This window comes from uncultured Dechloromonas sp. (assembly GCF_945957265.1).
Lineage (GTDB): Bacteria > Pseudomonadota > Gammaproteobacteria > Burkholderiales > Rhodocyclaceae > Azonexus.
Genome location: NZ_CAMFKO010000025.1, coordinates 24,274 through 50,519 on the forward strand (window position 1 = coordinate 24,274; position 26,246 = coordinate 50,519).

The window sequence follows — 26,246 nt, forward strand, 5'->3', positions numbered from 1 at the left end:
CAGGAGACCACCATGTCGCTCCGCCTTCCCTACTACGACCTGTCCGCCGAAGCGCTCCAGCACTTCCGCGCCATCGGCGCCTATCTGGAGAAAAGCACCCTCGGCAGCGAGCTGATCGAACTCGTCTACCTGCGCATCTCGCAGATCAACGGTTGCGCCTTCTGCCTCAAGAAACACAGCAAGGCCCTGCGCGACAAGGGTTTCCCCCAGGACAAGCTGGACATGGTGGCCGGCTGGCACGCCAGCGACGCCTACAGCCCGCGCGAACGGGCTGCCCTGAACTGGGCCGAAGCGCTGACGGCGGTTTCCGGCACGCACGCTGCGGATGCCGATTACGCGCCGCTCGCCGCACAGTTTTCGGCGCAGGAGATATCCGATCTCACCTTCGCCATCGCCAACATGAACGCACTCAATCGGCTGGCCATCGCCATGCGCCAGTAATCCGGAAAACGACTCGATGACAAACGACACCACCCTCCTGCTGATCGGCCACGGTTCGCGCGGCCGCGAAGGCAACAAGGAAACCATCAACTTCGCCGCCCAGTGGCGCGAGCGCAACCCCGAATGGCGCATCGAGGTGTGCTTCATCGAGCACGCCGACGTGCTGCTCGACGAGGGGCTCGACCGCGCCGCGCGCGGCGCCCGGCGCGTGGTGGCGATCCCCTTCATCCTCAACGCCGCCGGCCACGTCAAGATGGAGCTGCCGCATGCGCTGGAGGAAGCGCGGGCGCGCCATCCCGAGGTCGAATTCGTGGTCACCCGCCACCTCGGCATGGGGCGCGAGATCTTTGCCGTGCTGCAGGGCCAGCTCGACCGCCTGATGAAGCAACTGGCCGTCCCCGACCCAATGACCACCGGCGTCATCCTGCTCGGGCGCGGCTCGTCGGATGCCGGCGCCAACGGCGAACTGGCCAAGATGGCACGCTGGATTTTCGAGGACAACGATCACGAGCTGGTCGACCTCGCCTTCACCGGCGTCACCTGGCCGCGCCTGGAAACCGTGGTCCAGCGCCAGGTCAGGCTGGGCATGATGCAGATCGCCATCGTGCCGGTGTACCTGTTCACCGGCGTGCTCATCGAGCGCATCCAGGAGCAGGTCGCCCGCCTGCGGGCGCAGTACCCGCAGGTCGCCTTCGCGCTGGGCAGCCACTTCGGCTTCGACAAGGGCATCTTCGACCTGCTCGACGCAAAGGTCGGTGGCGAGCTCCCCGAAGGCGGCATGCTCGAATGCGACGGCTGCAAGTACCGCGAGCTGGCCGAGGACGAACACCTGCACGACCACAGCCACACCGCCACCGGAGCTTGCGCGCACGCCCATGATCACCATCAAGGACAGGATCACGGCCATGCGCACGCATCTACCCAAACCCACGGCTGCGCCCACAAACACGACTGATCGCCAGGAGACGAGCATGACCACGCAATTCAATACCGCTACCGAACAACTGACCGCCGCCGGCCGCGCCATCGAACACGAATCCTTCGCCGTGATCGACGCCGAAGCCGGCCCGCACGCCTACACCGACGAGCAGTGGCCGCTGGTGCGCCGGATGATCCACGCCAATGCCGACTTCGAGTTCAACGGCCTGACCGCCTTCCACCCCGCAGCCATGCGCGCCGGCTTCGAGGCCGTGCTCAAGGGCAACACGCCCATCGTCGCCGACGTCGAGATGATCTGCGTCGGCCTCTCCAAGCCGCGCCTCAAGCATTTCGGCCTGAGCACGCACCACTACATTTCCGACGAGGATGTCATCGAAGCCGCCAAGGCCGAGGACACCACGCGCGCCGTGCAGGCGATGCGCAAGGCGCACCGTCTGGGCAAGCTCGACGGCGCCATCGTCGGCATCGGCAATGCGCCGACGGCGCTGATCGAACTGGTGCGCCTGATCCGCGAAGAAGGCGTGCGCCCGGCGCTGGTCGTCGCCATGCCGGTCGGCTTCGTCTCGGCCGCCGAATCGAAGGACCTGATGATGACGGTGAACGACGTGCCGTGGGTCGCCATCAAGGGCCGCAAGGGCGGCTCGACGCTGGTCGTCGCGGCCATCCACGCCATGCTGTCGCTGGCCGAGGCGGCGCAGAAGAAGCAGGTCGCCTGACGCATTGGCCAACACACGATGAACGAAGAGAGCCAGACCGTCCCCGCCGCCGCTGAGGCTGCCGGGGCCGCCAAACCGGAAAAAGTCCGCAAGGGCGACGCCAAGCGCGAGCGCGGCAACCGCACCGGCTTCACCACCGGCGCCTGCTCGGCGGCGGCGGCGCGGGCGGCGACGCTCGGCCTGCTGCTCAGCGAGGTGCCGGAAAGCGTCGTCTGCCGCCTGCCCAACGGCCAGGATGCGAATTTTGCCGTCACCGACGGCAGCGTCGAGGAAAGCGCCGGGCTGGCCCATGCGGTGATCGTCAAGGATGCCGGTGACGACCCCGATGCGACGCACGGCGCGCACATGACAGCCGACGTACGCATCCTCAGGCACCGGGCCGGCGAGGTCGTCCTCAAGGGCGGTTTCGGCGTCGGCGTGGTGACCAAGGACGGCCTCGGCCTCGAAGTCGGCGGCCCGGCCATCAACCCGGTGCCGCGCCGCAACATCGTCGACAACGTGCGCGCCGTGGCCGGCGAACTGCTCGACCACGACGGACTGGAAGTCACCATTTCGGTACCCGGCGGCGACGAGATGGCGAAGAAGACGCTCAACGCCCGCCTCGGCATCCTGGGCGGCATTTCCATCCTCGGCACCACTGGCATCGTCCGCCCCTACTCGACCGCCGCCTTCCGCGCCAGCGTCGTGCAGGCCGTCGATGTCGCCGCCAGGCAGGGGCAGACCAGCGTCATCTTCACCACCGGCGGCCGCACCGAGAAATTCGCCATGAAGCAGCTGCCGGAACTCGACGAGTCCTGCTTCGTGCAGATGGGCGACTTCGTCAAGGCAGCCTTCACCAGCGCCATCAAGCGCAGCGTGCCGAATGTATATGTCGGCGCCATGGTCGGCAAGCTGACCAAGATGTGCCAGGGCCTGGCCGTGACCCACGCCTGGAAGGCCGAGGTGGACCGCGACATCCTCGCCGATTCGGCGCGCGAAGTCGGCGCCCCGGACGACCTGATCGAGGAAATCCGCGCCGCCGAAACCGCCCGCTTCGCCGCCGAACGCCTGGCCAATCTCGGGCTGGCCATCGAATTCCACCGCCAGCTGGCGAAAAAAGCGATCCGCAGCCTCAAGGGCCAGTATCCGGGCGACTACCGCCTGGCCGTGCTGGTCTGCGATTTCGAAGGACAATTCATTTGCCGAGTCGATGAAGATGAAGCCCTCTGAACAATGCACCCTCCTCGGCATCCTCGATGACGGCTGGGCCGGCCTTTCCGACACCGCGCGCCAGCGCCTGGCGACCGCCGATGTCGTCATCGGCGCCGGCCGCACGCTGGAGCTGGTCCGCCCGCAACTCGCCGCCGGGGCTGAAATCCTCGACATGGACGGCAAGCTCGGCCAGGTCGCCAGCTGGATCCAGAACGCCCGCGAACAGGGGAAGAGCGCCGTCGCGCTGGCCACCGGCGACCCGCTGTGCCACGGCATCGCCTCGTGGCTGACCGGCAAGCTCGGCCGCGACGGCTTCGCGATCATCCCCGCCGTGTCGACCCTGCAACTTGCCTTTGCCCGCTTCAAGACGGCCTGGCAGGACGTGACGATTTCGACCTGCCACAGCGCCGACGCCGGCGAGTGGTTCGTCGGCGCGACGCCGGAACACGGCCTCTACAAGCTGATGCGGGCCATCGCCCGGCATCCCCGCGTGGCGCTGTTCACCGGCCCGGAAAACACGCCGGACCGGCTGGCCCGGGCGCTGATCGCCGCCGGCTATGGTGGCGAGGTCAAGCTCTCGGTCGCCTGCCGCCTGCTGCTGCCCGACGAAGCGATCTTCACCGGCCTGAGCGCCGAGGAAGCGGCCGCCATGCAGTTTCCGCAACCCAACGTGGTGCTCGTCGAACGCACGCCGGATGCGGCGCGCCCGTTCTTCGGCCTCGACGATCTCGACTACATCCAGCGCTCGCCGGAAAAGGGCCTGATCACCAAGCAGGAAGCCCGCGCCCTGTCGCTGGCCAAGCTGCGCATCACAGCGGACAGCCTGGTCTGGGACATCGGCGCCGGTTCCGGCTCGGTCGGCCTCGAATGCGCCCGCCTGGCCGCCAACGGCCACGTCTGGGCGATCGAGAAGAACGAGGGCGACGCGGCCAACGCCCGCGCCAACGCGGCGCGGTTCCGCATCGGCAACTACACGCTGTGCGAGGGCAAGGCGCCGGCCCTGCTCGACACCTGGCCGGACCCGGACGCCGTGTTCATCGGCGGTTCGGGCGGCGAACTGGGCGAACTGATCAAGCTCATCCTCGGCCGCCTGAAACCCGGCGGCCGGCTGGTCATGAACTTCGTGACCCTGGAAAACCTGGCCACCGCCACCGCCACGCTGCAGGAACTGGGCGCCGGCTGGGACGTGGTGCAACTGCAGGCCAGCCGCAGCCAGCCCATCCTCGACATGCACCGCATGGCCGCGCAAAACCCGGTGTGGGTGGTGACGGCCTGGAACGACAACAAGGAATCCGCATGACTGAACAAAAACGCTACGGCAAGCTGATCGGCGCCTCGCTCGGCCCCGGCGACCCCGAACTGATCACCCGCCGCGCCTGGGCGGCGCTGCAATCCGGCGCCCGCTGGCTGTACCCGGTCAAGAAGGCCGAGGAATCGTCCTACGCGCTGTCCATCGTCGAACGCGGCGGCATCGTCGTGCCGGGCGACGCGGTCGAACTGGTCTTCCCGATGACGCGCGACGCGGAAATCCTGGCCAAGGCCTGGAGCCGCGCCGCCGTGCAGACCGTCGAACTGCTCGCCGAGGGCCGCGACCTGGTCTTCCTGGTCGAAGGCGACGCCTCCACCTTCGCCACCTTCGGCCACCTCGCCCGTGTCGTCCGCGAGCTGGTGCCGGAAATCGAGGTCGAGACCATCCCCGGCGTTTCCTCCTTCGCCGCCGCCGCCGCAACTACCGGCACCGTGCTGGCAGAGGAAGACGAAACCTTCGCCATCATCCCCGCCGCCTACGGGGTCGAGGTCATCGACCACCTGCTCGACGAGTTCGACACCCTGGCCCTGCTCAAGGTCAAGCCGCTGGTCGACGAGGTCATCGAACTGCTGGAAAGGCGCGACCTGCTCGCCACCTCGGTGTTCATCGAAAAGGTCGGCTCGCCGGACGAGCGCGTCATCCGCGATATCGCCAGCCTGAAGGGCGAGAAGGTCAACTACCTGTCGCTGATGCTGGTCCAGAACCCCAAGCGCGTGCGCGGCGAACTGCGCCGCGGCTGCCGCAAGCGCAAGGAAGCCGTCGATGCTTCCGCCGCGGTCGAAGCCTGACAAACCCATAAAAAACCAACCCCAACAGAGAACCCTTCCATGAAAATCGCCGTCGTCTCGATTACCAAACACGGCATCGCGCTGGCCGGCAAGGTCGTTGCCGCGCTGCCGGGTGCCCAGCTCTTCTGCCCCGAAAAATTCCGTGCCGAAGGCGGAAACGCCGCCCCCGGCGCCTTCCATTGCTACGAGGGCAAGGTCGGCGACCAGGTGCCGGCGCTGTTCGCCGCCTTCGACGGCATCGTCTGCATCGTCTCGCTCGGCGCCGTCGTCCGCCTCATTGCGCCGCACCTGAAGAACAAGGAAACCGACCCGGCCGTGGTCGTCATCGACGAAGCCGGCAAGTTCGTCATCCCCATGCTCTCCGGCCACCTCGGCGGCGCCAACCAGCTCGCCGGCCACCTCGCCACGGCGCTCGGCGCGCAAGCCGTGCTGACCACCGCCTCGGACGCCCGCGAAACCATCGCCGTCGACCTGCTCGGCCGCGAACTGGGCTGGACCTTCGACGCCAGCCACGACGAAATCGTCCGCTGCAGCGCGGCGATGGTGAACGACGAAGCCGTCGCCCTCGTCCAGGAAGCCGGCAGCACCGACTGGTGGGCGAAGCACGCCAACGGCCGCAAGGGGCCGCTGCCGGCCAACGTGACGCAGTTCGGCAAGCTGGAAGACGTGCCGCTGGAACGGTTCGCTGCCGTGCTGTGGGTCAGCCAGCGCGAGATGCCGGCCGGAATCGCGGCGCAGCTTGGCGGCCGCCGTGTTGTGTATCGCCCGTGAATGACGGCATGAGCACGTCCCAACCGTTGTTTTCCGCCGTTGAGCGGCGTCTTACTTTCTTTGCTTCGCCAAAGAAAGTAAGCAAAGAAAGGCGACCCCAACGTTCGCGCCGGGCCGCTGGCCCGGTTCCCTGCGCTGCTCAACTGGCCGTGCGGTTCGCAAAACTCGCCTGCGGCTCAAACATTGCGAACCGACTGCCCCCGGCCGGTCTGCGCTGCTCGGCGCTCGCAATGGGGGAGGGGGCGCTCCGCAACGACCTGGGTCACGGGGATACGGTATGAAAATCGCCCTCGGCCTCGGCTGCGACCGAGGCACCCCGGCCAGCACCATCGCCCAGTGCATAGCCGAGGCACTGGCCAAAGCCGGCGCCGCGCTGGCCGACGTACGCGCCGTCGCCTCGATCGACCTCAAGGCCGACGAAATCGGCCTGACCGAAGTCGCCCAAACCAACGGCTGGACCATCCGCTTTTACCCCGCCGCCGACCTGGCCGCGGTCGCCGTCCCCAACCCCTCGGAAACCGTGCGCAAGTACACCGGCACGCCTTCCGTCTCGGAAGCGGCGGCGATTCTCGTCGCAGGCGCCGACCAGACCCATCTGATCATCGAAAAACACAAGCTGCGCGGCCCGGACGGCCGCAACGCCACCGTCTCCATTGCAAGGATTCCGCTATGAACGCACCTGAAACCATCGCCCCCGCCGCCGTGAAAACCGGCAAGATCATGCTCGTCGGCCTCGGCCCGGGCAGCAACGACCACCTGACCGCCCGCGCCCGCGCGGCGATTGCCGAGGCCGACACGATCATCGGCTACGTCACCTACATCCGCCTGGTCGCCGACCTGGTCGAGGGCAAGGAGGTGATCAAGAAGTCGATGACCGAGGAGCTCGACCGCGCCATCGAATCGCTCGACCGCGCCCGCCAGGGCAAGAAGGTGGCGCTGATTTCCTCGGGCGACGCCGGCGTGTACGGCATGGCCGGGCCGACTTTCGAAGTGCTGTTCCAGGCCGGGTGGACGCCGGATTCGGACATCGAGGTCGAGATCATTCCCGGCGCCTCGGCGCTCAACACCTGCGCCGCGCTGGTCGGCGCGCCGCTGACCCACGATTTCTGCGCCATTTCGCTGTCCGACCTGCTGACGCCGTGGCCGACCATTGCCCGCCGCCTCGACGCCGTGGCCTACGCCGATTTCGTCGTCGCGCTGTACAACCCGAAGAGCGGCCGCCGCACCCAGCAGATCGTCGAAGCCCAGCGCATCTTCCTGCGCCACCGCGATCCGCAGACGCCGGTCGCCATCGTCAAGTCGGGCTACCGCCCCAAGCAGCGCATCCAACTGACGACGCTGGACAAGATGGCCGAGGCCGACATCGGCATGCTGTCCACGGTGCTCATCGGCAATTCCAACACCTTCATCAAGCACGGCCTGATGGTGACGCCGCGCGGCTACGCCAACAAGTACGCGGTCGAGGACGGCGAGCGCAACACACACGACGGCGAGCAGGCCGGCCGTTCGCTGTCCACCGGCCTCAACGGCTGGATGGCGGCGATCCAGGCGAGCGGCAGGAACGCTGCCGAGCTGGCCGCCGAATACCGCCTGCCCGAGGACTACATCGCCGCCGTGCTGCAGGCCGAAGTGCCGTCGGAAGGCGAGGAGAACGAGATTGAAGGCTGAACGCGACGCCGACCAGGTCGTCAAGCCGAAGATCCGCGACTACAGCCGGCAGGTGCTGATCTGCACCGGCCCGCGCTGCACGCAGAACGGCGAAGGCGAGGCCTTGTTCAATGCGCTGCAGGCCAAGTTCCGCGCCGCCGGCCTCGGCGTCGATGCCGGCCCGGCCCGCGTCAAGCGCACGCGCACCGGCTGCGTCGCCGCCTGCCAGGGCGGCCCGATCGTCGCCGTGCAGCCGGATGGCGTGTGGTACTACAACGTCACCGATGAAAACATGGATCGCATCGTCGAGCAGCACCTGAAAGGCGGTCGTGTCGTCGAGGACCTGGTCTTTCATCGCAACGGCGGCGACGCCGAGGCATCGTTATAACCAATACCCCGCTGGCCGGCTGACGGCTGGCGGAAAACGCAACAGGTGCCCGAGCCGCGACAGCGGTTCGGGTTAAACGGGAACAGGGTGCGTGGCACGGATCGACAAGCTCCGCCGCAAAGCCCTGGCTGCCCCCGCAACGGTAAGCAAGTGCAGGTGCATCACGGTCGTTCTCCCGAACGGCCAGCCACTGGATCGCCACGTGGCGTCGCAAGACGCGCGCGAACGGTTCGGGAAGGCGATGCGCCCGGCCTCTATTCGTAGGGACCGACTTGCCAGCCCGGAGACCGGCCTGTTGAACATTGCCTGCGGCCAGTTGGCCCGGGCTTTTTGCAACAGACCGTCTGCGGGGAGCAGAGGCCGGCAAAGGCGACAAGCCCGCAGGGCTGCGCATGTCATCCTCTTCGTGTAGACGGTCGAACCCTGGAGTTTGACCATGCAGCACACGCAATACCGTATTTCCCACCCGCGCCCGGCGCATCATCCGCTTTACCTGGCGATCTGCTGCGCCCTGGCGGCACCCGTGGCGACCGCCCAGACGACGCTGTCGCCGGTCACCGTCAGCGCCCCGGCCAACGCTGCGGGCCTCGGCCTCGAACAAGCCGCGACCAGCGGCAGCCGGACCGGCCTCACCGCCCGCGAATTGCCGGCCAGCATCGAAGGGGTCGATAGCCTCAGCATCCAGGAACGCGGCGACTACCGCGTCGCCGATGCCATCACCCGCAGCACCGGCCTGACCGGCATCGGCTCCGGCGGCAATGGCGGCATGTCGTTCTCGGCACGCGGCTTTACCGGCACCAATTCGGTCGGCCTGGCCGAAGACGGCCTGCGCCTGTCGACCGGTGCCGGCACGCAAACCCACCCCAGCGACAGTTGGGGTTACGAGCGCATCGACGTCCTGCGCGGGCCGGCTTCGGTGGTGTACGGCAGCGGCACGGTGGGCGCCACGATCAACGCCGTGCGCAAGGCGCCTAGCCGCGATGCCAGCGCCGAGGCGCTGTTCGGCATCGGCACCGACGGCAGCGCCCTCGCCGGCCTGGGCGGCACAGGCGGGTTCGGCGAGATCGGCAGCTTCCGGGTCGATGCCTACGGCCACCTTGCCGACGGCGAGCGCGACCTCGGGCAGTCGAGCGGCGGCAAGCTGATGAGCACCTTGCGCCTGCAGCCGAGCAGCGACCTGCGCTTCGAGCTGATTGCCGATTACAGCAAACAGAAGCCCGAGCGCTACTGGGGCACGCCGCTGAACAACGGCCGCATCGACAGCAGCCTGCGCCGCGAAAACTACAACGTCGAGGACAGCGCCATCGTGTACGAAGACAAGCGCCTGCGCGGCCGTGCCGAGTGGCACGCCGCCGACTGGCTGACCCTGCGCGACGAGGTCTACCACTTCGAGGCCAAGCGTCACTGGAAGAACGTCGAGCAATACAGCCTCAACCCGGCGAACCGGACGGTCGACCGCTCCGACTACCTGGAAATCAAGCACGACATGGAGCAGACCGGCAACCGCCTCGAGGCCGCCGTCCGCAGCGGGCAGCATCGCGCCGTGTTCGGCTGGGAGGTCGCCAAGGTCGATTTCCGCCACACCAACAACTTCGCGTTCAGCGGCAGCACCACGGTCGATGCGAGCAATCCCGCCCATGGCAGCTTTCTCGGCGGCGAACTGACCTTCCCGAAATACCAGACCGAGACCACGCTCAACGCCTTCTATGCCGAAGATGCCTGGCAACTTGGCGAACGCTGGCTGCTGCTCGCCGGCTTCCGCCGCGACTCGGCCGACGTCTCGCGCCGCAGCCTGACCGGCAGCAGCGGCAACCTCGACAAGACGCTCGACGGCAATGCCTGGCGCCTCGGCCTGACGCACCACCTGACCCCGTCCACCAGCCTCTATGCCCAGGCCAGCGCCGGCCACGACCCGGTGACCAGCATCGTCACGCTCAACCTGGCCAACCGCGACTTCTCGCTGACCAAGGGCCGCCAGGTCGAAGCCGGCATCAAGCAGGGCCTGGGCAACGGCCTCGGCGAATGGACCGCCGCCGTGTTCCGCATCGACAAGGACGACATCATCACGCGCGACCCGGCCAATCCGGCCCGCTCGATCCAGGGCGGCAGCCAGCATTCGCAAGGCATCGAACTGAGCGCCGCCATCGCGCCGTGGAAAAACTGGCGCTTCGAGGGCAACTACACCGTCCTCCAAGCCCGCTACGACGAACTGCTCGAAGCCGGTGGCGCCAACCGCGCCGGCAACCGGCCCACCGACGTTCCCGAGCAGGTCGCCAACCTGTGGGGGCACTACCGTTTCGGCCAGTTCCAGGCTTCGCTCGGCGGCCGCTACGTCGGCAAGCGTTATGCCGACAACGCCAACAGCGCGGTCATGCCCGGCTACGTCGTCGCCGACGCCGCCCTCGCCTGGAAAGTCGACCAGCGCACGACACTACGCCTGTTCGGCCGCAACCTGACGGACAAGGTCTATGCCACCACGTCCTACGGCGACCAGCAATTCGTGCTGGGCCAGGCGCGCCGCTTCGATCTGGTCGCCGAACTGAAGTTCTGAGATGAAGGGGGCGGCGCTGACACGCTGGCTGCATCTCGGCTACTGCTGGCTCGGCATGGCGCTGGGCTGGTTCGTTTCCGGAATCATCATGCGCTTCGTCACCCGCCCCCTACTGATGGAGTTGGAACAGCTTGCCGCCGGTAGCGTCAGGCTTTCTCCACGAGCAGCCTGGCAGTCGTTCGGGCTGCCGGGTTGCCCGTAAGCGGGGTAACACTGGCATGGCATCGCCTGACCAGAATTCTTTTGGTACGGCAAGGGACGGAGATTCGGCCATTGCGGACTGTAGCGTGCGAGATGATCAACGGCAGCTTTACACGAAATTCAGGACACGCCCAGAGCTGACAGAAAATTAGCCACCAGGATAGCGCTTAACAACTGCTTCGTCATATGCCTCTGACATGTAGTCGAGATTCCAACTCCAATGATCAGTGATGTCGTCTGCCACTTGTTCAATGATCTCCCTTAGCTCCAATGGGGATAGCCAGTCATAAGGGATACCAGAAATGCCGTACGTGGCTCCAAGAAGTTGCCCGACCATTGACCCTGTGGTGTCTGAATCGCCGTCATGATTCACAGCAATTAGCACGCCATGACGAAAATCTACTGCCTTGAGGGCGCAGTAGATAGCAATTCCCAAAGCCTCTTCCGCTACCCAACCTTCACCGATATTTCGAATCGCATCATCTGGCCTTAAATCAGTGCCAGCCAATGCCACTCCTTTTTCAATGCTTGATAGCGTTTCTTCGTGGGCATCTTGCTTTGCAAGATACTGCTTCGCACGGTCAATGCCGACGTTGATATTCTCATCGCAAAATATCGCGTGAAGAATGACGGCAAATGCGCCAGCAGCTAGGAAGCCAGTTGGATGCCCATGTGTCAGGGCAGCCGATTGCATTCCTAGACTAAAAGCCTGAGATGCATTTTCTGGTTCTCCTGCGAACATCATGGCCACCGGTGCCACCCGCATGACACCACCTGCGCCTTTACTATCGTTGCTGGCTCGACTATCGGTAAATTGAGTCATGGCTTTGAGAGCTGATACACACGTTAACCCTGGGGCACGTTGGCTATGGAGTTCCTTAACCCCCCATAACAAGCCAATGACACGCTCTGGCTTCGGCTTCTTCGATTCCATCCCTTGTGTCCAGAGCCAGCGTAAATAGGCATGACTCACCACCGATGCAGGTGACGCGATCCCTCGTAACGCCCCGCGCACATAGCTGCACAAGAGGCCTTCGGCAGTAAATAGCGTCATTTGGGTATCGTCAGTGATGGCACCCAGTCGGCCGAAAGCAGGGGCGTAGTTTTGAATGCCCTCAGCACCAAATGTTGCTTTAATTTCGGCCAAAGACAAGAACTCTACCGGAGCCCCAAGTGCATCACCTACCGCGCCACCAAGTAGGCAGCCACGTAATTTTTCACTCAAACAAATTGGTGTTACGGGGTTCATGAAATCTCCATTTTGAATCGCTCCGTTCCCTCTAGTTATAGAGTCTTGGCTGTTGTCCGGGCAATTCGCCAACGCCAACATGTTATTGGCCTGCATAATGGTCGCAGGTACGAATTGTCAGCGATATACACTAAGAAAGGTTGCGATTGAGATGAAGACGACAAAATCAATGTCTGCCTTGGAAGAGTTGGGGCGTGTTCGGCTTTCAAAAACATTTTTCTTCAGGGATTTTCTGTATAGCGAGATTTCCAACTTCTACGGTATGCCGAATATTCCAGAGGATATCGACTTGGCGATAGAGGCTGGCAGCAAACTATGCCAGGAGTTGCTGGAGCCCCTGCAAGATACCTTTGGACGAATTGCCATTCGGTCTGCCTACCGGTCGCCGACTATCAACGACTACGGAAACAAGAACAGACTGAATTGCGCATCTAACGAGAGTAATTTTGCCGCACACATATGGGATCGCAGGGACCAAGATGGCTTTATGGGTGCGACGGCGTGCATTGTGGTTCCCTGGTTCGCGGGTAGGTATGAAGCGGGTGCGGACTGGCGCCAACTAGCGTGGTGGATTCACGACCACTTGCCCTACAGCAGCCTTTACTTCTTCCCAAAGCTGGCCGCGTTCAACATTCAGTGGCATGAGAAGCCGGTTCGACGAATCGATAGCTATGTTGCGCCAAAAGGGTGCTTGACACGGCCCGGCATGGAGAACCATACCGGTAATCATTGCGAGTGGTATGTCGATTTTCCCCGATTTGTTGCCACAAATCCGTCTGGGGTAGGGGGAAACTCAAGCCTCAGATGATTTGTGCAACAAAGCCCCGGGGAAGGTGAAACTGGCTGGTCTGCCTTCCCCTAGTATAGGATTTAGCAGTAGCTTGCAGCTGTCGGCGTTGTTTTTCTGACATGCCGTTTCGTTTTTTATGAATGCGGGATATTACCGTCCGGGCGGATTCTACGGCTCGAAATCTTCGCGGCACCCATAGTACGAATAAGCGCTGATATCACAAAGGTCGCTCGCTCGAGCACGCTGTGCTGGGCAGTGAATGTTTCTATGGGTCGTTGGCTGTCCTTCACCCTTGCCGAAAGCAGCCATTGACCCCATCAGTGGCCGAGTGGCCCTTAATTGCCCGCATTGCAGTCTGATTTTGGCCACTGGCGCAAGGTCGGCTCAGGCCGACGATCAGCCCTTACCCCAGTTAAACCTTCGAGCCGCCCTGCTACAAACAACGTCCGTCTAAAGAAATTCCCCATACATCGCAGCCGCCCAGGCGGCATCCTCACCGCTCGGATTGGGATTCTGAGTCTGCTTGACCGTCTGAACCAGAAAGCCATCCCCCCGGTCGCGATAGCTGGTGTCGATCCGGACGTTCTCCAGCGGCTCGACGCTGCTCGTCACATGGCAGACGCTCTCAGGCAGCAACGGCGCCTGGGCCTTGCCGGTGGCCTGGGCCGCGATCTGGCGTGCGACGGACTGGCCCATGCGGCTGGCGACCTGGCCGGTTTTCGGGAAGTAACCGAATTGCGGCGAGACCAGCCCGGCGGCGTCGCCGATGACGAAGACCCGACCGTCGGCGGCGCTGCGGAAATCGGTGGCGCCCTGTGCCGCCCAGCCGCTGGGCTTGCCGCCCTCCTCCGGCCGGATCAGGCCGGCCTGCCAGAGGACGTCGGCGGCCTGCTGAGGCGGGCATAGCAGGGCTTCGTCGAAGCGGATGTCGTCGATGTCGGTGGATACCGATTTACGCGCCAGATCGACGCTACGCACCGTGGCGTGATCGAGGTAGGTGACCTGATCCTTGTAGCGGTCGAGCAGGATGTTGCGGAAGGCCGGCATCATCGGGTTGGGGTCGGCGATGACCAGCTTGCCGGGAATCTTCTGCGTCTTCAGCCACCAGGCAAGGAACAGGGCGCGCTCGTAGGGGGCCGGCGGGCAGCGATAGGGGGCCGGCGGAATGGTCATCAACAGGTCACCGCCCTTGAAATTGGCCAGGCGCTGCCGGAGGGCGGGCAGATCGGCCGCCGATTGCATGGCGCCGGAATGGCGGCGCCGCAGTTCGGCGACTGCCGCGGGATCGTCGACCTGCCATGCCGACCAGTTCTCGCGGATGCCCGGCGCCAGCACCAGCCAGTCGTAAGGCAGCGCGCCATTCATGGTCGCCACGTTGCGCTGCGCGATATCGACGCCGAGTACCTCGGCCTGCACGAAACGATAGCCGTGCTTCCGCGCCAGGGCGGCGTAGTCGTGGCGCGCCCACGGTGCCGCCCCCGGCTCGACCAGCCAGCGGTTGCTCAGAGCGAAGGACATGAAGGCCGGCTGGCGGTCGACCAGCGTGACCTCCAGCTCCGGCGCCAGTTGCCGTAGCTGGCTCGCCGCCGCCAGGCCGCCCCAGCCGCCGCCGACGATCAATACCCGCCGGTTGTCGGCGTAAGCCGGTTGCAGCAAGGGCAGAAACCCGGCAGCGATGAGAAAGCGGCGGCGCGCGATCATTGGTAACGCAAGGCTTCGATGGGGTCCAGGCGCGCCGCCTTCTGCGCCGGATACCAGCCGAAGAAGATGCCGACGCCGGCGGCGACCAGGAAGGCGATCATGGCTGCGCTGCCGGAAATGACGATGACCATGCCGGTAAAGGCGTTGATGGCCAGCGCGATGCCCAGGCCGAGCAGCAGGCCGAGCAGGCAGCCGGCGAAGGAGATCATCACCGCCTCGAGCAGGAACTGGCTGAGGATGTCGCGCTGACGGGCGCCGATGGCCATGCGGATGCCGATCTCGCGCGTCCGCTCGGTGACCGAGACGAGCATGATGTTCATGATGCCGATGCCGCCGACGAGCAGCGAAATGGACGCGATGGCGCCGAGCAGGATGGACATGGTGCGCGTCGTTTCCGCTTCCGATTCCGCCGCCGCCGACAGGTTGCGCATGAAGAAATCGTCCGGCATGCCTTCGCGCAGGCGGTGGCGCTGGCGCAGCAGCGAGCTCACGCTGTCCATCACGCGCGGCATGTTTTCCGACGAATCGGCCTGCACCATGATCATGCGCACCGAGCCCAGGAAGGGCGTGCCGAACACCTTGCGCTGGGCCGTGGTCAGCGGAATGATCACGGTATCGTCCTGGTCGCGTCCGTCAAGGTTCTGCCCCTTGCTGCCGAGCACGCCGATGACGAGGAAGGGGTTTTGCTGGATGCGCATGGTCTTGCCGACCGGATCGTCCTCGCCGAACAGGTTTTCCGCCACCGTCTTGCCGATGACCGCCACCCGCGTCGCCGAACGCACGTCGGAATCGCCGAAACCGGCGCCATTGACGATATTCCACGCCCGCGCATCGAGGTACTCCGGCGTCGTGCCGATCACCTGCGAACTCCAGTTCTGCGAGCCATAGACCAGCTGCCGCGTTCCCTGGTGGGTCGGTGCCACGTTCACCACCCCTTCGAGTTCGGCGACGGCCTGGGCGTCGGCGACGTTGAGCGTCGGCGCGCCGGCCGAGCCGCTGCGCACGCCGGCGGCGGTGAAGGAGCCGGAAAGGACGATGAACAGGTTGGAACCCATCGTGCTGATCGTCTGCTGCACCGCGTACTGCGCGCCCTGGCCGATGGCCATCATGATGACCACGGCGCCGACACCGATCACCATGCCGAGCATGGTCAGCGCCGTGCGCAGGCGGTTGGCGCCCATCGCCAGCCAGGCTTCGCCGAGCATCGGGTGGATCATGATGCTTCCTTTCCGGATAGCACGTCACTGACGATCTGCCCGTCGAGGAAACGCACCTGCCGCTTGCAGTGGGCAGCGATATCCGGCTCGTGGGTGACCAGCACGATGGTGATGCCCTCGCCGTTCAGTTCCTCGAACAGGCGCATGATTTCCTCGCTGGTGTGGCTGTCGAGGTTGCCGGTCGGCTCGTCGGCGAGGATCAGGCGCGGCGTGTTGACCAGCGCCCGGGCAATCGCCACGCGCTGCTGCTGGCCGCCGGAAATGCGGTTGGGCAGCGACTCGGCATACTTACCCAGGCCAACCTTGGCCAGCAAGTCGCGGGCCCTGGCCTGCCGCGTCTCGCGGTCCAGCCCGGCATAGACCAGCGGCAGAGCCACGTTGTCCTGCAGGCTCATGCGCGGCAACAGGTTGAAGCCCTGGAAGACGAAGCCCAACATCCGGTTGCGCAGCAGCGCCAGCGCATCCTTGTCCATGTGCGCCACGTTCTCGCCGGCCAGGAAATAGTCGCCGACCGTCGGCGTATCGAGGCAGCCGAGCAGGTTCATGAAGGTGGACTTGCCGGAGCCGGACGGTCCCATGATGGCGATGAACTCGCCCGCCCGGATGTCCAGGTCGACACCCTTCAGCGCCGGAAACAGCCCGGCCGCCGTGGCGTAGGACTTGCCCAGGCCGGCAACCCGGATGACCGAATCGCCCATCAGAACATCCGCATGCCGACCGACGACGGCTTCTTGTCGGTCGATCCGTTCTCGCCGGTGACGACGCGGTCGCCTTCCTTCAGCTCGCCGCCGAGCACCTCGGTATTGCGATTGTCGGTAATGCCCAGCTGCACGGAAACCGGCTTGATTTCGCCGCCGGCGAGCACATAAACGGTGCCGCTCTGGCCGTCGCGTTTCTTGCCCTTGCCGCCACCCGTGCCGGCCTTGGGCGGCCCGCCGTCGGCGCCCGGCCCCATGCCGCCCGGCGGCTTGGCCCCGGCATCGCCCTTCTTGTCGCCGCCTTCGGCCGGCTTGTAGCGCAGCGCCGCATTGGGCACCAGCAGCGCGCCCTCGCGCTTCTGCACCCCGATATTGACGTAGGCCGTCATGCCCGGCAGCAGTTGCTGGTCCGGGTTGGCGACGTTGATGCGCACGTTGTAGGTGACCACGTTCTGCGTGTTGGTCGGGTTGAGGCGAATCTGCTGCACGTCGCCGACAAAGCTGCGGCTGGGAAAGGCATCGACCGTGAAGCGCGCCTTCTGGCCTTCCCGGATGTTGCCGATATCGGCCTCGGCAAAGCTGGTGTCGATGCGCATTTCCGACAGATCCTGCGCGATCTTGATCAGCGTCGGCGTCTGGAAGCTGGCGGCGACGGTCTGGCCGATATCGACCACGCGGTCGATCACCACCCCGTCGACCGGCGAGCGGATCACCGTGAAATTGACGTTGGCCCGGTCGCGCTCGTTCTGCGCCCTGGCCAGCGCCAGCTGGGCGCGCGCCGACTTGAGCGCCTGCTGCGCCTGGTCGTATTCCTGCTTCGAAATGTACTCCTGGGCAAACAGCTGCTTGAGGCGCGCCTCGTTGGCCTGCGCCAGGTCGAGCGCCGCCTGGGCATTGACCACGCTGGCCGCGCTCTGCCGCTCGCTGGCGGCGACCAACGCGTCGTCGAGTTCGAGCAGGGCCTGGCCCTTTTTCACCTTGTCGTTGAAATCGACGAACAGCTTGCGCACGGTGCCGGACACCTGCGTACCGACGCTGATCAGCACCACCGGGTTGAGCGTGCCGTTGGCGGAAACCGTCTGGGTGACGTCGGCCTTTTCGATGGTCGCCAACTTGTAGCGCTTTTCCGGGTCCTGCGCCGCCCGCTGCTGGGCGTACCAGATGCCGCCGCCGACCAGCCCGGCGACAACGGTCGCGCCGATCAGGATCTTGCCGAGATGTTTCATGGTCTTCCTTCCGCCGCCGGTTGCAGCAGCGTGTAATCGAGCGCCCCCACGGACTGGGCCAGGGTGGCGCGATAGACGTTCCAGTCGAGTTGCGCCTGGATGCGTTGCAGCCGGGCGCTGGCCAGGGCCGACTGCGCCGACAGCACGTCGAGGATGGTGCCGACGCCGGCCTTGTAGCGCCCGAGCGCGACGCGCTCCGACTGCTCGGCGCTGGCCACCAGGTCGGCCGTCGTGTGCAGGCTTTGCGTCGCCGTCGTCAGGCTCTGGTAGGCCTTCCACACGTCGAGCGCGACCTGGTTGCGAATGCGGTCGCGCTGCGCTTCGCGCACATCCGCCTGGGCGGCGGCGGAGCGCACGCGATAGGTGGTGTCGAAGCCGGAAAAGATCGGTACGTTGAGGGTCAGCCCCAGGCTGCCGCCCTGCTGGGTGACGCCTGCCGACTCCTGCCAGGTCGGACCGGCGCCGAGGGAGATCGTCGGCCGGCCCTGCGCCCGCGCCAGGTCGACGCCGGCCTGCGCCGCCTTGAGCTGCGCCTCGGCCGCCTTGAGGTCGGGGCGCCGCGCCTGGGCCTCGGCGATCAGGGCATCGACTTCCTTCTGGAAACCCACGCCGGCCGGCAAGGCCGGCAGGTCGGCCAGGGCAATGGGCTGCTGGGCGCCGAAGCCGAGCGCATTGGCCAGCGCGCCCAGGGCATTGCGTGCCTCGCCTTCGGCCTTGATGCGGTTCAAGGTCGCCTGCGACAGCGCGGTCTGCGCCTGCAGGCGGTCGGCCGGCGTGGCGATGCCGACGCCGTAGCGCGCCTCGGCCGCCTGGTAGCTCTCGCGCGCCGAACGCTCTGCCTGCGCCGCCGATGCCACGGCGGCCTGCGTCGCCTGTGCTGCATAGTAGGTCTGCAGGGCGCTCAGGAAGAGCGTCTGCACCGTCGCATCCTGGGTCGCCGCCGCCGCGGCCAGCAATTGCCCGGCATTCTCGACGTTGGCCGAGCGCTGTCCGAAATCGTAGAGCAGCCACGACAGCGTGACGGCCGCCGCATCGCGGGTATAAGCCGTGTTCTGGTACTCGAAGCGCGTCGTCGATGCCGACCCCGACAAGCTCGGCAGCCAGCCCGCCCGGGCGACCCCGAGCAGCGCCGCCTGCGCCCTGGCCGAGGCCCAGACCTCGCGGGTCTGCGGGTGGTTGCACAGCATCAGGTCCACCGCGTCGATGGCGGTCAGCGGGCTTGCCGGCAGCGCTGTCGCACAGGGCGCCTCGCCGACCCGCGCCAGCAGGCGGGGCGACGGCTTCAGCGGCAACTGCCCGGCGGTGCCGAACGGGTCGTCCAAGCCGCCGGCCTGCGCGGACAGCGCGGCCACGGAAAGAAGCAGAAACGTTCCGAAATTTCGCATGGCCGGCAGTTTAGCCTCGACGCCGATAAAAAGTTGTTACCGATTGTTTATGAGACGCCCCTCCGGAGCGCCTGCACGACCCGCAATCGTCCGGCTCACTCCTTGCCCAGCACGGCGCGCAAGGCCTCGGCCTCGAGCACCTGGGTATCGACATGGCTGGGCCGGGCAAAATGGATTTCCTCGACTTCGCCGGAAATCGCCGCATCGGCCTCGTCCAGCCTGGCGTGGCCATCCCGGAAAGCGACCCACTGCGCGGCTTTCAGCTCCTGTTCGCCGAGGCCGACCGGCATGCCGTCCGGAACCAGCGCCCCGAGCTCGACCAGGGTACGCACGACCTCCTTGTGCTTCCCGCGGACGGCCATCGCCAGCGGCGCCGTCACCGCCGCGTTGTCGGCGGCATTGACCTGTGCCCCGCGCAAAACCAGCTCGCGCACGATGTCCGCATGCCCCAGGAAACAGGCCATGCCCAGCATGAAGCCGGGCTGCCCCTCGTCGTCGATGGCGGCGCCGGCATCGAGAGCAGCCTTCACATCGTTGAGACGACCGGCACGAATGGCTTTCAGCAGTTCCATCGGGAGAATTATTCCGAAACATTAAGATACGCGCAGTTTAACACCGTGATTTTCAGCCGAATTGTCCAGTCGATACGGTAAAATGCCGGGTTATGCTCTATCCACTCATCCGTAAATTCTTCTTCTCCCTCGACGCCGAAACCGCGCACGGCATCGGCATGATGGGCGTCGATCGCGCCGCCTGCCTGATGGCCAAGCCGGTCGCCCCGTGCCCGGTCGAGGTCATGGGCCTCAAGTTCCCGAACCCGGTCGGCCTTGCCGCCGGCCTGGACAAGAACGGCGACCACATCGACGGCCTGGCCCGGCTCGGCTTCGGCTTCATCGAGATCGGCACCATCACCCCGCGCCCGCAGGACGGCAACCCGAAGCCGCGCCTGTTCCGCATCCCGGAAGCGCAGGGCATCATCAACCGGATGGGCTTCAACAACGCCGGCGTCGACAAGCTGCTGGAAAACGTCCGCGCCGCCGAATTCCCGAAAAAGGGCGGCATCCTCGGCATCAACATCGGCAAGAACGCCACGACGCCGATCGAGAAGGCGGCAGACGACTACCTGATCTGCCTCGACAAGGTTTACAACGACGCCAGCTACGTGACGGTCAACATCTCGTCGCCGAACACCAAGAACCTGCGCGAACTGCAGAAGGACGAGGCGCTCGACGACCTGCTGTCGCAGCTCAAGGCCCGCCAGCTGCAACTCGCAGACAAGCACGGCAAGTACGTGCCGATGGCCCTGAAGATTGCTCCCGATCTCGACGACGAACAGATCACCGCCATCGCCGACGCCCTGCGCCGCCACCGTTTCGACGGCGTGATCGCCACCAACACCACGCTGTCGCGCGAAGGCGTCGAGGGCCTGCCCAACGCCGCCGAAACCGGCGGCCTGTCCGGCGCCCCGGTCTTCCACAAATCGACCGCCGTGCTGAAGAAGCTGTCCACCGCCCTGGCCGGCGAACTGCCGATCATCGGCGTCGGCGGCATCATGGGCGGCGAGGACGCGGCCGAGAAGATCAAGGCCGGCGCCTCGCTGGTGCAGTTCTACAGCGGATTTATCTACCGCGGCCCGGATCTGGTCAGCGAGGTGGCAGATACCCTCGCTATCATGCTGCGCAAGAAAAACGTATAAGGCCATAAGGGGCGCGTGCTTGTTTGCACCGCAGCAAAATTCGATAATACGCGCCTCACGCCAGCCTAAATCATGAGCCACTATCTCTTCATCCTCGTCGGCGCGGTGTTGGTCAACAACGTCGTGCTGGTGAAGATTCTCGGTCTTTGCCCTTTCATGGGCGTTTCCAAGAAACTGGAAACCGCCTACGGCATGGGTGCCGCCACGACCTTCGTGCTGACCATGGCGACCGGCGCCAGCTACATCATCGACCATTACCTGTTGATGCCGTTCGGGCTGGAATACCTGCGCACGCTGTCCTTCATCGTCACCATCGCCGCCATCGTCCAGCTGACCGAAATGGTCATCGCCAAGACCTCGCCGGCCCTGCAGCAGACGCTGGGCATCTACCTGCCGCTGATCACCACCAACTGCGCCGTGCTCGGCGTGCCGCTGCTCAACATCGCCAACGGCTACAACTTCGTCGACTCGCTGCTCTTCGGCGCCGGCAGCGCCGTCGGCTTCTCGCTGGTGCTGATCCTTTTCGCCGGCATCCGCGAGCGCATCGAAGGCGCCGACGTGCCCGTCCATTTCCGCGGCGTCGCCATCGCGATGGTCACCGCCGGCCTGATGGCCCTGGCCTTCATGGGCTTCGCCGGCCTGGACAAGTACCAGTAACGCCATGGACATCCTGCTCGCCATCGCCATCATGGCCCTCGGCGCCGTCGTGCTCGGCGCCGCGCTCGGTTTCGCCTCGATCAAGTTCAAGGTCGAGGGCGACCCGCTGATCGAAAAGATCGAGGCCATCCTGCCGCAAACGCAATGCGGCCAGTGCGGCTATCCCGGCTGCAAGCCCTACGCCGAAGCCATCGCCAACGGCGAGGAAATCAACAAATGCCCGCCCGGCGGCACGGAAGGCGTGCAGCGCCTGGCCGACCTGCTCGGCCGCGAGGTCAAGCCGCTCGACGCCGAGGAAAAGCCGAAGCAGGTCGCCATCATCGACGAGAACACCTGCATCGGCTGCACGCTGTGCATCCAGGCCTGCCCGGTCGATGCCATCATCGGCGCCGCCAAGCAGATGCACGTCATCATCGGCCAGCAATGCACCGGCTGCGAACTCTGCCTGCCGCCCTGCCCGGTCGAATGCATCCACATGGAAGTCATTGCCGAAAACATCGACAGCTGGAAGTGGAAATACCCGGTCGTCGAAATCAAGGCCGCTCCGGTCGAAGAGGCCGCCTGATGCTGATGAACCTGTTCAAGTTCAAGGGCGGCGTCAAGCCGCCGACCAACAAGACGCAATCGGTCGGCCAGCCGATCGCTGCCGCCCCTCTCCCGTCGCGCCTCGTCGTCCCGCTCCACCAGAGCATCGGCGGCACGCCGCGCCCGGTCGTCCAGGCCGGCGACAAGGTGCTCAAAGGCCAGTTGATCGGCGAGGCCGACGGCTGGATTTCCGCCGCCGTCCATGCCCCGACCTCGGGCACGGTCGTCGCGGTTGCCATGCATGTCCAGCCCCACCCGTCGGGCCTCGACGCGCTGTGCGTGGTCATTGAGCCGGACGGCAAGGACGAGTGGATTACCCGCCAGCCGGTCGACTACAAGGCGCTGACGCCCGAGCAGGTGCGCGAGCGCCTGCAGCAGGCCGGCGTGGTCGGCCTCGGCGGCGCCGTCTTTCCGACCCACGGCAAGCTGACCGCCTCGAAGACGGTGGCGATGGAGGAAATGGTCGTCAACGGCGCCGAGTGCGAGCCCTTCATCACCTGCGACGACCTGCTGATGCGCGAACGCGCCGAGGAAGTCGTGCGCGGCATCGGCATTTTCCGCGACCTGCTGCAACCGAAGAAGGTGCTGATCGGCATCGAGGACAACAAGCCGGAAGCGGCCGAGGCGATGCGTGCCGCGGTCAAGGCGGTGGGCGAGAACTTCGAGGTTGTCGCGGTGCCCACCCTCTACCCGGCCGGCGGCGCCAAGCAGCTGATCCGCGTGCTGACCGGCAAGGAAGTCCCGGCCAGCAAGCGCTCGACCGATCTCGGCGTGCAGTGCTTCAACGTCGCCACCGCCTACACCGCGTGGCGCGCCATCGCCCACGGCGAGCCGGTCGTCTCGCGCCTGGTGACGATCACCGGCAACGTGCATGAGCCGCGCAACTACGAGGTCCTGATCGGCACGCCGATGGACGAGTTGCTCAAGCTGGCAACGCCGCATCCGGACACCGACGGCATCGTCATGGGCGGCCCGATGATGGGCTTCCTGGTTCCCGAGCCGGGCGTGCCGGTGGTCAAGGCCACCAACTGCCTGATCGCCCACTCTGACCGCCTGTTCCCGCCCAAGGCGCCGGAAATGCCGTGCATCCGCTGCGGCTCCTGCGCCCAGGCCTGCCCGCACGAACTGCAGCCGTTCGAGATGTACTGGTTCTCGCGCGCCAAGAATTTCGGCAAGACGCAGGAGTACCACATCTTCGACTGCATCGAATGCGGTTGCTGTTCCTTCGTCTGTCCGTCGCGCATTCCGCTGGTCCAGTATTTCCGCTTCGCGAAGAGCGAGATCTGGGCGCGCGAGCGCGAGAAGAACGCGGCCGACCAGGCCAAGGAACGCTTCGAGTTCAAGCAGTTCCGCGAGGAACGCGAGAAGGCCGAGAAGGCCGAGAAGCTGGCCAAGGCCGCTGCCGCGCAGGCCGCGAAGAAGGCTGCCGAGGCGGCCGCCGCAGCGGCAGCCGGCGACGCGCCCGCCCCCGCCGCCGAAGCAACCGCCCCGGCCCCCGCGGCGGCGCCATCGGCCGCCGACGCCGAGAAGGCAGCCAAGCTGGCCACCATCCAGGCCGCCATGGAACGCGCCAAGGCCCAGCGGGAAGCGGCCCAGCCGAAAAACACCGACCACCTGACGCCGGAACAGCAACGCGCCGCCGAGGAAATCGAATCCCGGCGCACCTCTGCCGGCCTGGTCCCGCCGGAAACGCCGGTCAACGAGAAATCCGAGTAATGTTCGCCCCCGCTCCCTTCCTGCTCAAGGACACCAGCGTCAGCCAGGTCATGACGCAAGTCTGCATCGCGCTGGTCCCCGGCATCGCCGCCTACGCCTGGCTGGTCGGCCCGGCCATCCTGGTCCAGCTGGTCATCGCCTCGCTCGCCGCCGTGGTCGCCGAAACGGCCATGCTGCGCATCCAGAAAAAGCCACTGGCGATGTTCCTGTCCGACGGCTCGGCCATCGTCACCGCCTGGCTGATCGCCCTCACCTTCCCGCCGCTGGCGCCGTGGTGGCTGGTCGCCGCCGGCACCGTGTTCGCCATCGTCGTCGCCAAGCATCTCTACGGCGGCCTCGGCCAGAACCCGTTCAACCCGGCGATGGTCGCCTTCGCCATCTGCATCGTCTCCTTCCCGGCCCTGATGTCGCAGTGGCCGAGCGTCGGCCTGCAACTGCCGCTGGTCGACCAGATCAACGTCATCCTCGGCCTGGCGCCGCGCGTCGACGCGCTGTCCGGCGCCACCCCGCTCGACGCCATGAAGACGGCGCTCAAGCTGGGCGAAGGCAGCCAGGATGTCGCTGCCTTGCTGGCCAATCAGGATATCTACGGCAATTTCGCCGGCCGCGGCTGGGAGTGGGTCGCCTTTGGCTACCTCGTCGGCGGGCTGTGGATGTGGCAGCGCAAGCTCATCACCTGGCACGTGCCGCTCGCCTTCATCGCTTCCCTGGTCGCCATTTCCGGCGCGCTGTGGCTGTACAACCCGGCCCAGTTCGCCAGCCCGCTGTTCCACCTGTTGTCCGGCGGGGCGATGCTCGGCGCCTTCTTCATCGCGACCGACCCGGTTTCCGGCTGCACCACGCCGCGCGGCAAGCTGATCTTCGGCGCCGGCGCCGGCCTGCTCGCCTACATCATCCGCGTCTTCGGCGGCTACCCCGATGGCGTGGCCTTCGCCGTGCTGCTGATGAACCTGTGTGCGCCGGTCATCGACCTGCTCACCCAACCGGCGATTTTCGGCATGAAAGACGCCGGCAAGGGAGATCGCTCATGAGCGCGGCCAAGGAATTCACCGCGCCCGGCATGGCGGTGCGCACGGCGGCGATCCTCTTCATTTTCGTGATCATCTTCACCGGCCTGCTCTCCGGCGCCTACCTGTGGACCAAACCGGCCATCGAGGCCTCCGCGGCCGAAGAGAAGATGAAGCTGGTCGACGAAGTCCTGCCCCGCGCCGAATACGACAACGACCTGCTGGCCGATACCGTTGCCCTCCAGCCCACCCCGGAGCTGGGCCTGGCCGACCCGTCCACCGTCTACCGCGCGCGCAAGGCCGGGCAGCCGGTGGCGCTGGTTTTCGAATCCGTCGCCCCCGATGGCTACGCCGGCCGGATCCGTCTGATCGTCGCCGTGCGCACCAACGGCGAGGTAGGTGGCGTTCGCGTCACGCAGCACAAGGAGACGCCAGGCCTGGGCGACTACATCGAGGTCAAGAAGGACAAGAACAAGGCGCGTCCGTGGATCACGCAATTTACCGGCCTGTCGCTGGCCCAGGTCACCGACAAGGAATGGAAGGTGAAGAAGGATGGCGGCAAGATCGACTATTACGCCGGCGCCACCGTCACCCCGCGCGCGGTGACCAAGGCCGTCCTCAAGGCGGCGCACTGGGTCGACGCCAACCGTGACCGTCTGTTCGCCGAAGGAGGCGCCCAATGATCACCCGCGAAGAATTCAGGACCATCGCCGACAACGGCATCTGGAAGCAGAACACCTCGATCGCGCAGATTCTCGGCCTGTGCCCCCTGCTGGCGGTGACCACCAATGCGGTGAACGGCATCATGCTGTCGCTGGCGACGATCATCGTCATGGCGCTCTCCAACGTCGCCGTCGCCTCGCTGCGCAACTTCATTCCGCACGAAATCCGGATTCCCGTCTTCATCCTGATCGTCGCCGCGCTGGTCACCGTCATCGACCTGCTGTTCAACGCCAACCTGCATGAGCTCTACCTGGTCCTCGGCATCTTCATCCCGCTGATCGTCACCAACTGCATCGTCCTCGCCCGCGTCGAGGCCTTCGCCGCCAAGAACCCGCCGCTGCAATCGACGCTGGACGGCGTATTCATGGGCGTCGGCATGCTGTGGACGCTCGCCCTGCTCGGCGCCATGCGCGAGTTTCTCGGCAGCGGCACGCTGTTCGGCGGCATCGACATGGTTTTCCCCAACCTGCATCCGATCCAGGTCCTGCCGGAAAGCTACCCGGGCTTCCTGCTCGCCCTGCTGCCGCCCGGCGCCTTCATCCTGCTCGGCTGCATGATCGCCTGGAAGAACTGGATGGACGCCAAGGCCGCCGAGCGCGCCAGGCTGAAGCTGCCGACGCCGGTCGCCAACGCCGGCTGCCACTGATTGCCAGG

The 26,246-nt window shown here is 65.7% G+C and carries 27 protein-coding genes and 1 riboswitch; of the genes, 20 read left to right on the plus strand and 7 right to left on the minus strand.

Going from position 1 to position 26,246, the window contains the following annotated elements; genetic code table 11:
• Positions 1 to 12: 12 nt before the first annotated feature.
• From Q0P59_RS13410 to Q0P59_RS13465, 12 genes are all read left to right on the plus strand, one after another.
• Positions 13 to 441, plus strand: coding sequence for a carboxymuconolactone decarboxylase family protein (locus tag Q0P59_RS13410; RefSeq protein ID WP_295007061.1), 429 nt, complete (start codon positions 13 to 15; stop codon positions 439 to 441).
• A 16-nt stretch (positions 442 to 457) separates the two neighbouring features.
• Positions 458 to 1,396 (plus strand): CbiX/SirB N-terminal domain-containing protein, encoded by a 939-nt coding sequence (locus tag Q0P59_RS13415; RefSeq protein WP_295007063.1) that lies wholly within the window; start codon positions 458 to 460, stop codon positions 1,394 to 1,396.
• 16 nt (positions 1,397 to 1,412) lie between these two features.
• Entirely contained in the window at positions 1,413 to 2,096 is a 684-nt protein-coding gene (locus tag Q0P59_RS13420) for a precorrin-8X methylmutase (protein WP_295007066.1), read from the plus strand.
• A gap of 18 nt (positions 2,097 to 2,114) precedes the next feature.
• Positions 2,115 to 3,305, plus strand: a complete 1,191-nt coding sequence (locus tag Q0P59_RS13425; RefSeq protein WP_295007068.1) for a cobalt-precorrin-5B (C(1))-methyltransferase — start codon at positions 2,115 to 2,117, stop codon at positions 3,303 to 3,305.
• Positions 3,292 to 4,587, plus strand: a complete 1,296-nt coding sequence (gene cbiE, locus Q0P59_RS13430) for a precorrin-6y C5,15-methyltransferase (decarboxylating) subunit CbiE (RefSeq protein ID WP_295007070.1) — start codon at positions 3,292 to 3,294, stop codon at positions 4,585 to 4,587. Before Q0P59_RS13425 ends, cbiE begins: the two co-directional genes overlap by 14 nt.
• Positions 4,584 to 5,384 carry a precorrin-2 C(20)-methyltransferase gene (gene cobI / locus Q0P59_RS13435; protein WP_295007072.1) on the plus strand — a complete coding sequence of 267 codons (801 nt, stop codon included), beginning with the start codon at positions 4,584 to 4,586 and terminating at the stop codon, positions 5,382 to 5,384. Before cbiE ends, cobI begins: the two co-directional genes overlap by 4 nt.
• A gap of 39 nt (positions 5,385 to 5,423) precedes the next feature.
• On the plus strand, positions 5,424 to 6,155 hold the full coding sequence (locus tag Q0P59_RS13440) for a cobalamin biosynthesis central domain-containing protein (RefSeq protein WP_295007074.1): 732 nt from the start codon (positions 5,424 to 5,426) through the stop codon (positions 6,153 to 6,155).
• A 277-nt stretch (positions 6,156 to 6,432) separates the two neighbouring features.
• Positions 6,433 to 6,828 (plus strand): cobalamin biosynthesis protein, encoded by a 396-nt coding sequence (locus Q0P59_RS13445; protein WP_295007076.1) that lies wholly within the window; start codon positions 6,433 to 6,435, stop codon positions 6,826 to 6,828.
• The gene (gene cobJ, locus Q0P59_RS13450) at positions 6,825 to 7,823 is read left to right on the plus strand and encodes a precorrin-3B C(17)-methyltransferase (RefSeq protein ID WP_295007078.1); all 999 of its coding nucleotides are present in this window, start codon (positions 6,825 to 6,827) and stop codon (positions 7,821 to 7,823) included. The genes Q0P59_RS13445 and cobJ overlap by 4 nt, the downstream gene beginning before the upstream one ends.
• The gene (locus tag Q0P59_RS13455) at positions 7,813 to 8,190 is read left to right on the plus strand and encodes a ferredoxin (RefSeq protein ID WP_295007080.1); all 378 of its coding nucleotides are present in this window, start codon (positions 7,813 to 7,815) and stop codon (positions 8,188 to 8,190) included. Before cobJ ends, Q0P59_RS13455 begins: the two co-directional genes overlap by 11 nt.
• Positions 8,191 to 8,216: 26 nt before the next feature.
• A riboswitch (cobalamin riboswitch) is annotated at positions 8,217 to 8,501 on the plus strand.
• A gap of 125 nt (positions 8,502 to 8,626) precedes the next feature.
• Complete coding sequence (locus tag Q0P59_RS13460) at positions 8,627 to 10,741, plus strand: TonB-dependent receptor (protein WP_295007082.1); 2,115 nt, start codon at positions 8,627 to 8,629, stop codon at positions 10,739 to 10,741.
• A gap of 1 nt (position 10,742) precedes the next feature.
• Positions 10,743 to 10,943: a hypothetical protein gene (locus Q0P59_RS13465; protein ID WP_295007084.1), complete on the plus strand. Its 201-nt coding sequence runs from the start codon at positions 10,743 to 10,745 to the stop codon at positions 10,941 to 10,943.
• A gap of 147 nt (positions 10,944 to 11,090) precedes the next feature.
• Here the strand turns inward: Q0P59_RS13465 and Q0P59_RS13470 are convergent, their stop codons facing one another.
• The gene (locus tag Q0P59_RS13470; RefSeq protein WP_295007086.1) at positions 11,091 to 12,191 is read right to left on the minus strand and encodes an ADP-ribosylglycohydrolase family protein; all 1,101 of its coding nucleotides are present in this window, start codon (positions 12,189 to 12,191) and stop codon (positions 11,091 to 11,093) included.
• A gap of 151 nt (positions 12,192 to 12,342) precedes the next feature.
• On the opposite strand from Q0P59_RS13470, the gene Q0P59_RS13475 reads away from it, so the two are divergent.
• On the plus strand, positions 12,343 to 12,999 hold the full coding sequence (locus tag Q0P59_RS13475; protein ID WP_295007088.1) for a hypothetical protein: 657 nt from the start codon (positions 12,343 to 12,345) through the stop codon (positions 12,997 to 12,999).
• A 432-nt stretch (positions 13,000 to 13,431) separates the two neighbouring features.
• Here the strand turns inward: Q0P59_RS13475 and Q0P59_RS13480 are convergent, their stop codons facing one another.
• The 6 genes from Q0P59_RS13480 to Q0P59_RS13505 form a co-directional block, all read right to left on the minus strand.
• Positions 13,432 to 14,682: an FAD-dependent oxidoreductase gene (locus Q0P59_RS13480; RefSeq protein ID WP_295007090.1), complete on the minus strand. Its 1,251-nt coding sequence runs from the start codon at positions 14,680 to 14,682 to the stop codon at positions 13,432 to 13,434.
• Positions 14,679 to 15,899, minus strand: a complete 1,221-nt coding sequence (locus Q0P59_RS13485; protein ID WP_295007093.1) for an ABC transporter permease — start codon at positions 15,897 to 15,899, stop codon at positions 14,679 to 14,681. Before Q0P59_RS13485 ends, Q0P59_RS13480 begins: the two co-directional genes overlap by 4 nt.
• Positions 15,896 to 16,597 carry an ABC transporter ATP-binding protein gene (locus Q0P59_RS13490; protein WP_295007095.1) on the minus strand — a complete coding sequence of 234 codons (702 nt, stop codon included), beginning with the start codon at positions 16,595 to 16,597 and terminating at the stop codon, positions 15,896 to 15,898. Before Q0P59_RS13490 ends, Q0P59_RS13485 begins: the two co-directional genes overlap by 4 nt.
• Positions 16,597 to 17,823 carry an efflux RND transporter periplasmic adaptor subunit gene (locus Q0P59_RS13495; RefSeq protein WP_295007098.1) on the minus strand — a complete coding sequence of 409 codons (1,227 nt, stop codon included), beginning with the start codon at positions 17,821 to 17,823 and terminating at the stop codon, positions 16,597 to 16,599. The genes Q0P59_RS13490 and Q0P59_RS13495 overlap by 1 nt, the downstream gene beginning before the upstream one ends.
• Entirely contained in the window at positions 17,820 to 19,208 is a 1,389-nt protein-coding gene (locus Q0P59_RS13500) for a TolC family protein (protein WP_295007100.1), read from the minus strand. Before Q0P59_RS13500 ends, Q0P59_RS13495 begins: the two co-directional genes overlap by 4 nt.
• 95 nt (positions 19,209 to 19,303) lie before the next feature.
• Positions 19,304 to 19,780 (minus strand): ankyrin repeat domain-containing protein, encoded by a 477-nt coding sequence (locus Q0P59_RS13505; protein ID WP_295007102.1) that lies wholly within the window; start codon positions 19,778 to 19,780, stop codon positions 19,304 to 19,306.
• Between the two features lie 92 nt (positions 19,781 to 19,872).
• On the opposite strand from Q0P59_RS13505, the gene Q0P59_RS13510 reads away from it, so the two are divergent.
• The 7 genes from Q0P59_RS13510 (at position 19,873) to Q0P59_RS13540 (ending at position 26,238) form a co-directional block, all read left to right on the plus strand.
• The gene (locus tag Q0P59_RS13510; protein ID WP_295007104.1) at positions 19,873 to 20,904 is read left to right on the plus strand and encodes a quinone-dependent dihydroorotate dehydrogenase; all 1,032 of its coding nucleotides are present in this window, start codon (positions 19,873 to 19,875) and stop codon (positions 20,902 to 20,904) included.
• Between the two features lie 72 nt (positions 20,905 to 20,976).
• Positions 20,977 to 21,561 carry an electron transport complex subunit RsxA gene (rsxA, locus tag Q0P59_RS13515; RefSeq protein ID WP_295007106.1) on the plus strand — a complete coding sequence of 195 codons (585 nt, stop codon included), beginning with the start codon at positions 20,977 to 20,979 and terminating at the stop codon, positions 21,559 to 21,561.
• 10 nt (positions 21,562 to 21,571) lie between these two features.
• On the plus strand, positions 21,572 to 22,126 hold the full coding sequence (gene rsxB / locus Q0P59_RS13520) for an electron transport complex subunit RsxB (protein WP_295007137.1): 555 nt from the start codon (positions 21,572 to 21,574) through the stop codon (positions 22,124 to 22,126).
• Positions 22,126 to 23,862 carry an electron transport complex subunit RsxC gene (gene rsxC / locus Q0P59_RS13525; RefSeq protein WP_295007108.1) on the plus strand — a complete coding sequence of 579 codons (1,737 nt, stop codon included), beginning with the start codon at positions 22,126 to 22,128 and terminating at the stop codon, positions 23,860 to 23,862. The genes rsxB and rsxC overlap by 1 nt, the downstream gene beginning before the upstream one ends.
• Positions 23,862 to 24,893 (plus strand): RnfABCDGE type electron transport complex subunit D, encoded by a 1,032-nt coding sequence (locus Q0P59_RS13530; protein WP_295007111.1) that lies wholly within the window; start codon positions 23,862 to 23,864, stop codon positions 24,891 to 24,893. The genes rsxC and Q0P59_RS13530 overlap by 1 nt, the downstream gene beginning before the upstream one ends.
• Positions 24,890 to 25,552 (plus strand): electron transport complex subunit RsxG, encoded by a 663-nt coding sequence (gene rsxG / locus Q0P59_RS13535; protein ID WP_295007113.1) that lies wholly within the window; start codon positions 24,890 to 24,892, stop codon positions 25,550 to 25,552. The genes Q0P59_RS13530 and rsxG overlap by 4 nt, the downstream gene beginning before the upstream one ends.
• Complete coding sequence (locus tag Q0P59_RS13540; RefSeq protein WP_295007115.1) at positions 25,549 to 26,238, plus strand: electron transport complex subunit E; 690 nt, start codon at positions 25,549 to 25,551, stop codon at positions 26,236 to 26,238. The genes rsxG and Q0P59_RS13540 overlap by 4 nt, the downstream gene beginning before the upstream one ends.
• Positions 26,239 to 26,246: the final 8 nt, after the last annotated feature.